This is a genomic window from Cyanobium sp. T1B-Tous (genome assembly GCF_024345475.1).
Classification (GTDB): domain Bacteria; phylum Cyanobacteriota; class Cyanobacteriia; order PCC-6307; family Cyanobiaceae; genus Cyanobium_A.
This window is the reverse complement of record NZ_JAGQBE010000081.1, coordinates 1-9065: the sequence shown is the minus strand read 5'-3', so window position 1 is coordinate 9065 and position 9065 is coordinate 1. Positions and strand designations below refer to the sequence as shown.

Below are 9065 nucleotides of genomic sequence, written 5' to 3'. Positions count from 1 at the left end.
ACCAGCGGGCGGCCTACCTACTACTCAGCAGTGCACGATGCTGTGCTGTACATCCAGGGGATGGAGGAGCAAGGCAAGTTTGGCAGCAGCCTCAGCTTTGCGCCTGATGTGGACGGTGATGGCCGAGCCGAGCTGCTGCTGGGATCGCCGGCGTTCTACGACAACACCGGCATGGTGTCGGTGTTGTTTGGCCAGAAGGATTTCGGCAGCGCCACCCTGGCACTGGAGCAGGTGGGTGACATCAACTTCTACAACCTCCGCCAGAGCGACCCCAATCGGCGTGTCGACCTCTATCCAGGTAATGCTTATGCCGGCTTGGGTTTCGGTATGGCCTCAGCCGATCTCAATGACGACGGCAAGAGTGAAGTTCTGCTCAGTACAAGCCAGTTTGGCAGTGAACTGTCGGTGTTGTGGGGTGGTGAGAAACTGCGCGCGGCAGTGTCGCTGGGCTTAAAGGATTACAGCTCAGGTGTAGGTGTGGATTTCGCCGCTGAGGGCGGCTGGTACGACGCGGCAAGCAGCGCGGCCGCCCGAGCGATTGAGGTGGGCCTGGTGGGCGACATCAATGGTGATGGTCTATCTGATCAGGTGCTGCGAGTGATCGCTGGAGACGATCTGAGTGATTTTGCCCTGGAGATCGGTTACGGGCTCTCGGGCGGGCTGGCGCCATCGCACAGTGATGCGGGCACTGGTGGCAGTTCGTTGCTGCGCCTCTTTCCCAAGTTGGCGACTGCCTTGGGCGATGCGAGCAGCCTGAAGTGGCGAACTGCAGCTGGAATCGGTGATCTCGATCGCGATGGAGCTGATGATCTCTTGCTTGGTTATAGCTATGCACCGGCAGGGGAAGAGATCTGGGACACAGTGAATGGTCTGGCGATCCTGCGTGGCGGCCTCAATCTCAGCAACGATTTGCTGCTGCGGGATCAGCCGCTGGAGCTGGTGGATCTGGGTAAGGCCAGCCGCGCCTTGCAGACCACCTTCACTCCGTTTGAGGCGATCGGTATTGCCCCGCTGCGCAGCGAACTCGGCAACCCCACACTGCTGCTGCGCAATGGTGCCAGCGCGGGGATGGTAGTGCCCCGATCGCTGGATGTGGATCTCAGTCAGCTGCTGAAAGATTGGTTTGCCCAGCTTGGTGAACCCACGGCTGAGCAGAAGGAGTCAGTGGAGGCGATGCGCGATGTCCTCGCTGCTGCGGTGGCCCAGGCGAACGCAGAGCGCGATGCCGTTAAGACCACCGATGACCTTTTGGCTGTGGCTGGCTACTTGGAAGGAGTTGTGCCGGGAGTGGGCCAGGCGTTCCGGCAATACGTGTTCAACCGCTACCCCACTTCGGAGTATTTGCCATTGAGCATCGAGATCACACCGTCAGGTGATGGGAAGCGTGCCGCCAATCTCGATGGCGCTGATTTGTGGCTGGCTGACGCGGATGGTGACGGTTGGCAGGAACTGCTGTTGCAAGAGAAGGATGCCAGTGAGGTGCATCGCATTGAGCTGATGGGCGCGGCGGCTGCTGGATTTGGCAGCACTGAAGCGTTGCAGGCGCAACTGATCAGCAATGGTGGCAGCAGCGCCGGAGGGGTGTGGTGGAATGGCGCCGGCGGCACGAGCACAGCGGCAAATCTGCTGAGCGGCAGTGGCAATGCAGCCAGTGTGAAGGCGATCAAGGGCCCGGGTGTGGGATACGGCGCTGAGGGGGGGAAATTCCCCTTGAGCCGCAGTTTGGTTGAGCAGGGCAGCAGCAGTGATTACTACGCCATGAACGGTGCCTACCTGGACCGTTCGATGCTGCATCTGAGTGGGGTCAATCAGGCCAATAGCAGTGGCGCATACAGCCAGAAACTGGGCGACGCCTCCCTTGCGAGCTACTTGAGCAGCGGAGCAGCCTGGGAGTTGAAAATTCCGGCCTATGTTTGGAAGCGCTCCGGTGATGCCGCATCGGTTGGCGGTGCCGATCAGGTCCTGTTTGCGGTCAGCACCGGCCAGCCGCAGGCGAGCACCGACCGTAGTGCCAATGCCAGCAAACTTCTTGGCCAGGGTTTTGCTCTCAACATCGACGAAGGCCAGCAGAAGCTGCGGGTGTACTGGAATGGCTCCCAGGTGTGGGAGAGCCCCGAAGCACCAAGTGACGAGGCGAATGTGCTGGATGTGCGTGGTGGCCTGCATAACAACAGCGGAATCAATGAGGCCAAGGAGTATCGCGATGGGACCGCCTATTGGTGGTTCCATGAGCTGATGAGCTCTGCGGCCTATGTGCGCTACCAGCCGGGTGAGTATTCGAAGGGAGGCAATGCCTATGCCGGTAAGTTGCTGCTCAACTTCGCCAGCGCTTCGCTTTACACGGCCTGGGAATCTGGCACTTGGGATAATATTCTGCGCCCCAACGCGGTGAATGAGGGCTTGCAGATCACGATCGATCTTGAGGAAAAACTCTCTCTTGCCGAAGGTGATTTGTATCTCACGGCAAGTGCGGCCTCCGGTGGCTCCGCCGGCATCCATGCTCTGGCGGGCATCGAGTTCAACACCGACAAGCCGCTGGAGGGTTTGGGCCTGAAGGGTCTACAGGCGGCGGGAGATCTCAACGGCGATGGCTATGCCGATTTCGTGGGCTTGGGATCACTGGCTGCTGGCTGGAACTACGACTACAGCCTGGATCTTGTGCACAACAATCTCAATCGTTTGCCCGGTGGGGACGACGGTTGGGTGTCCGGTGTCGATGACGATGAGGAGCTTAAGGATAGTTATTTTAGCGATGCCTCGGCCAATGGTCAGGCCATCACGCGCTCAGTGTTGGTTGCGCCCACCATTGTGTGGGGCTCAGATCAGCCGCTGAACCTGTCTAGCCTGATGCCGATTCTGCGCGGCAACGCCTCAAGCTACCGGCAGAACTCGGATGCCACGAAGACCGATACGCTGGCCTCCTTTGAAAACTTCAGCAGCGAGGTCAACCTCACGATTCAGCCGCTGGGTGATTTCAACGGCGATGGCTTTGATGATCTGGCGATTGCTGATAGTGGTAGCGGTGATGTGTATGTGCTGTTTGGCGGCCTGAATCTCGATCAGGCCACAGCCAGGTTGGATCGGCTAACCGCCTTCTTTGCAGAAACGCGAGCGAAAGACGCGAGCATTCTCAAAACTGGCACCACGAATCGTCAGATCGACACCTATATCAAAGTGTCGGCGGACGGATTTGGTGGCGCGTCGATCAACGCGATCAGCCTCGAGGATGCGTTGGTGTCCATCGATGGCAGCAACGGCGCCAATGCCAGTGCAGCTGGTTCTACGACCCCGATGTTTGGCGGGGTGTCGGCGATCAAGATCGAAGGGTTGGATCCGGCTACCTATCGCACAGGTGTGCGCTTGAGCGCCGCGGGTGATTTCAACGGCGATGGCCGCGCCGATTTGCAGATTAGTTCGGTGCCCACCGCGGGAGGCGATGTGATCCGCACGGTGATCTTTAGCAGTGATCCCACGCTCTCGGTGAATCTGATCGGCACCCCTGGGCTCGACAGCCTCAAGGGAACGCCGGCTGGCGACATCATCCATGGCAAGGAAGGTGGTGACATCATTCAAGGTTTCGGAGGGATAGATGTCATTCTGGCCGGTCCAGGTGATGACACAATCCATCTGGTTGATGAGCGGTTCCGCCGGGTGGATGGTGGAAGTGGTTTTGATGTGCTGGTGTTGGAGGGTGAGAAAAATCAGCGCTGGGATTTCACGCGTCTGGCCTCGTCCGGTCGTGTGCAAAACGTTGAGTTTCTTGATCTGAGCGACTTTGGCAACAATGAAGTTGTGCTCAACGCGGCAGCGGTGTCCGCGATGGCTGGCTCTTCTGGCACGTTGCAGATCGAGGGTGACGTGCAGCAGGTGCAGCCGCTCAGTCGTGTGCTGCAGCAGCTCACGGCCGCCCTGTCCGAGGAAGGTCTGCAGAGCAATGTGCAACAGCTGCTGGCTGATCTCACGCTGCGAGTGGGGTTGTTCTCGCAGAGTGGCTCAGACCTCACCGCTGTGCCTGATCTACTGGCGGAGCAGAGCAAGGATCTGATTTTTGATCTCTTGCGGCGGATCGACGGTGCGCCGATTCAGCGACCGCTGGACACGATGCTGGAGCGTCTTGATGCTTTGGATCCTCGCGAGAGTGGTGCAGCGGCGGATGGGGAAGGCGGGATGAATCTGGCTGGTAATTTCTCCAGTTATGTGGCTGGCCTGGCTCTCACCCACTCCTCCGTGCTGGTTGAGCTCGAGGCCTGGGCAGCGCAACTGGAAGCCGACTATCGCGCGGTCGTCGCACAGATCGATGGTGCGGTCAATGGGGGCGTTGAGGCGGTGTTCCAGCAGCTCAAGCAGCTTCCCGCAGCCTGGCGCACTGAGTTTGCTGCTGAGCTCACGGCCACGAGTTCCCGCAGCGTGGCATTTGAGCAAGTGCTCAATCGGTCCAATGCCGATCCCTATGAGCGCCTGCTGGGCTGGCTGAGTGCGGTAGAGCCGGAGCTCCTCGGGCTTCCCCGGCGTGAGCAGCTCACCGCGAGTAATGAGCCGTTCATGCGAGATGTCTACGCCCAGCACAAGCGCGCGATGGAGTCGGATAGCAACGTCAACGCCGCCCTATTCTATTTGTCGAGGCAGGGCTATTCCTACGACGATTATTTTGGTGATTTTGCTAACCCTGGCTCCGTCATGATTGGCTTCCAGGCTGTGCCCACGCCGTGGCGGCAATTCAAGGATCGTCTGACGACTGCTGGCGCTGATGCTGTGCTGGATCCTTACAGGGATTCATACCTGAAAAAGCTCACTCCAGAGCCTAGTGGCGCGATTAGGGATCTTCCGGAGCTGTTGCGGCTGCAGCGACAGATTGATGCGGTGAAGCCCCTTGTGGAGGCACTTGTGGCCGAGCAGCTGGCTGCTGGTGATTCGGTGCGGTTGAGTACGGATTTCTATCTGAATCAGGCGGATGTGGATGTGGACGGCGTGGTTTTCAACATCTACACGAATGTGTCGGAAAGTCTGTCGGTGGTGGTGTCGAGCAATGTGAGTGTGCTGGTGGATGAGGCGGTGCCAACCGAGCTGACGGCGACCACGCCGTTGTCGCCATCACTGCCTCCATCTGCCCCTACTGACGACATCCCTACTGACGACACAGTGGAGCAGCGTCTGCAAAGCCTTTCTGAGCAGGCGTCGCTTAAGGATCTTGTTTTATCACCGCAGCCGCTGCAGTGGGATGCGGTGAGCCAGACGTTGACCCTGAAGATCCTGCGCTCTGGTTATTTGAGCGGCGACCTAGCAGTGGCGTACCGGATTGAGGGAAACAATGGTCTGGTGGTGCCGCTGCTTGCGGGCAGCGTTGTGATTCCAGGCGGTGCCACGTCAGCGACGGTGACCCTGACGCTGCCCGCCTCGCTGGCGAGTGTGAGCAACTTGGCCTCCCAGCTGCAGGTGTCGCTGGATGCTCCGGAGCGTGAGGCACTGGGTTCTGCAGAACGCAGCAGCTTTGTGTTGAGTTCGCCGGAGCAACGGGCTGCAGATGCAGCAGCGGTGATGGCGGAGCAGGGTTGGCAGAGCGATCGCAATGAAGCGCTGTTCGACCTGGGTCAGGCGCCGCTGCTGGAGGAGGTGATGGTGCTGCAGAGCGCGGATGCACCAGGAGCCGATGACGGCCTGCTCACGATCCAACTGCGGGATCAAGGTGCGCTGGGCAGCCAGAGCGCTAGTAGCAACGATCTGCTGCTACTGCCGGCGGCCGGCGGCGCGCCGGTGAGTGTGTTTGGTGCCGATGAGGTCACGCTGCTGGGCGGCGGTGTGGCCAATGGCGTCACCACCCTGCGGTTGCAGATGACGGAGGACGGCCGTTTTGATCAGCAGGCGAGCAAGAGAGGTGAGGAGCAGATTGCGCTGCTGCCGTCACGCACCTCACCGGGTGTGGTGCTGTTGGCGGGCACGACGTTGTATGCGCCGACGGCGGCGGATGGTCAGCTGTGGCTACAGGGCTCGGGCCGATCGGTGACTGGCGCCGGTGGCCTGGTGCTTGTGCCTGTGGATGGCCCCGATGGTCGCCTGATGGTCAACAGCGTTGTGCTGGCGCCTGGGGCGGCTGGGTATCAGGAAGAGCTGCTGAGCCGGATCAATGGCGGCAGCGGCGTCAAGCGCCTCGCCCTCAAAGAGTTGAGCGGGATGAGCCCTGCGGCGCTGGTGCTGGAGGCGGGGCGCTTCTACCTGCCGGTTGTCAGTACTGCGGCCAGCGGAGCCCTGATCGCCGCGGATGTGCAGCGGCCTGCGCTGCGTGAAGGTAGCGAGAGCAGCCGTGCACGGCTGGAGCTGGGTTTGGGGACTGCAGGTGATTTGACGGTGACGCTGAGCACGGCACTGCTTGTGGTGCCGGGCGAGGCGGGCAGCCGCACGCCGGTGACGGTGTCGCTGACTGGAGCGAGTGGCCAGCAGATGGCTCTTGTGCGTGTCGATGACCTGGCCGGTGGGATCGATGGCGATGGTGACGGTGTGATCGAGAGCCGTCCCGGTGATTCGGGCTACCTCAAGGTGCTGGCCCAGCGCTTGCAGCAAGTGGGCGAGCGGGTGATCGTGAGCGAGAAGCGTTCCCAGCAGAGCCTGGAGCTGGAGGCCGGTGGGATCTACCTGCCCATGCGGTTCAGCGGGATCACGGCCGCGAGCTGGTCGCAGCGATCAGCTCCGACGCTCGCACCACAGGTGGGTGTGTTGGCGCCGCAGGCGATGTCGGCGATCGATCTGGATGGAGCCAGCCAGAGCCGCACGCCGAGTGGTGAGGGAGCGGCGCAGGCGTTGGATGGCAATGCATTAACGAAGTATCTGAATTACGGCAAAGCCAATGCGGGCCTGGAATTCAGCTATGGCTCGGCCGTGCGGATTGAGAGCTTTGTCATTACCACGGCCAATGATGCGCCGGAGCGTGATCCGGCCTCCTATGCCCTGTATGGGGCTGTGGGATCGGAGTGGCGGAAGATCAGTGCGGGGGTCTTGTCGTTGCCCCAAGAGCGCCGTACGGAAGCTGCGGTGGTGACGATCACCAACCCCAGCTTCTACAGCGGTTACCGCCTGGTGTTCCCGTCGTTGAGGTCTGCATCAGCTGCGACTAGCTTGCAGCTGGCGGATGTGCAGCTGCGTGGGGCGGCTGATCAGGGCCAGTGGTTGGTGGATCTGCCGCTGTTGGCCTACGGGCAGAGTGCTCAGAATCTGGTGCGCACAGGCGAGAGCAGCTACGGCGATCGGACGGCCACCCTGAAGGTGGGTTACGCCAAGGGTCTGGCGGCGGTGCAGGCGGGTCCTGTGCTCTATGGCGATGTGGTGTTTGATCAGCGCGGTTTCGATCAGGATGGTGCGCTGACGAACAATCTCAACCTCAAGGCCGATGGAGGAGAGATTGCAACGGTGACAGATGGTCAGGGCCAGTTCGCGTTTGCGGATGGTCTGGGAGTGGCGGCGCTGGTGGGTAACCGCGATGGCGTGATCAATTGGAAGGATGGCTTGTTGATTGCCGGCACACCGACGGTGGACGGCCGCATCAGCTTGGTGGATTCGATCTCAGGTGTGGACCTGGGCTTCCCGCTGGTGGGCCTGCCGGATGGGAGCGGCAATCTGTCAATTCTGACGACGCTGAAATATGCCGCGCTGCTGCGTTGGCGGCCGGAGATGACGTTGCTGGGAGAGGAGTTGAGTCCTGAGCTGATCAGCGGTTATTTCGGTGATCTGATGGTGGGAGCCCCGGCCAGCCTCCAGGACGACAGCTTTTCACCGTATGCGTCATTGCAGTCGTTGGATCGTGGGGAGAGGGAAGCAGCAGTGGACACGCTGGTGTTCAGCTATCAGAACCTCGCTGTTGTGAAGGTTCTGATTGAGTTATTCCGTGAATTGGGTCTTGATTTTGAGAGTGCTCAGGCTAAGGAGATGTGGGGCTATGACCCACAACCAGAGAATGCGGATCGATTGGAGATCACGGCATTTTCAGCGTATGGCTATGCACTGACGCAACGGTTTGGAGCGAGCGGTGAGGTGAATCCAACGGATCGCTTTGGGCGGATGGCGTATGCACAGCAGTTTGATGTGAGCGAGGCGGAGCATCTGCGTGTGGTGCTCAAGGAGATTTTGGGTGTGTATCCGCTGGAGCGTGTGCTCACTGGGCTGGAAGGATCGGGGCTGCCGGCCGGTGATTTGGAAGCGCTGCAAGCAGCCTTGACGGATCAGCGATCAACGGCGCAAGCCGCTGTGGTGGATGACTACCTCGAGCAGAGCTATGGCGAGCTGCTGGATCGGTTGTCGTTGGGCTTAAGCCGAATTGTGCAGACGGTGGAGAGCCGGCTGCGTGAGTCTGCGGCTGTGGGCGAGGAGTTTGTGATTGCGTCGATCGCGGGCTCCAAGCGGTTCATGGTGGAGGAGCTGGCGAGCGAGCTGGTGCGGTTGTCGGTGGATGGTGAATTTGTAGATAAGGCAGAGTTTGAGCAGGCGTATCTGTCGACGTTCTTTACGCCGCTGCTGGTGGATGCGCCGGATCGAGTGAGTGATTTCAGGATCAGTTTGTCGGGCTCCGTCGATGGTGAGCAAGCTCTGATGGAGGTGGCTGGTGAGCCGGCGGAGCCTGTGGGGTTGACGGTGCGTCTGCGGACGCCGGATGGCATGGAACAGGGAGCACCGGATTACGGATTGAGCGTGCGGTTCCGACTGGGTGGCACGGCGATCGAGGGAGTGGATTACGAGCTGGCTGAGGGTTTAGGGGATCGCACGTTGGTGGTACCTGCCGGTGCGAGTGAGGTGGTGCTGCCGATCCGTGTGCTGCGGCCAGCGCAGGGCCATGGGGGGAGGGTTGTGGATGTGCAGCTGCTGTCCAGCGATTCGGGTTATGGGGTGGAGCTCGATCGGAGCGTGGTGCATGTGGTGCTGCCCGGCGGAGCAGCGGTGGCGGAGGACAGCCCACTGCGGCTGGGGCTGGCAACGAGCTTCCGCGAGCAGGTGCTGGTGCGAGAGGCGAATGCAGCGGGAGTGCTGCGAGTGCCTGTGGGAGTAGGGGGGAATTTGGTTCTGGAGGGCGCCGATGGCCGCAA

1 protein-coding gene is annotated in these 9065 nt (G+C 60.7%); it reads left to right on the top strand.

What is annotated here, in order from left to right; genetic code table 11:
- Positions 1-60 precede the first annotated feature (60 nt).
- Positions 61-9065: hypothetical protein (locus tag KBY71_RS13445; RefSeq protein WP_254929402.1), on the top strand; the 9005-nt coding region annotated here is incomplete at its 3' end.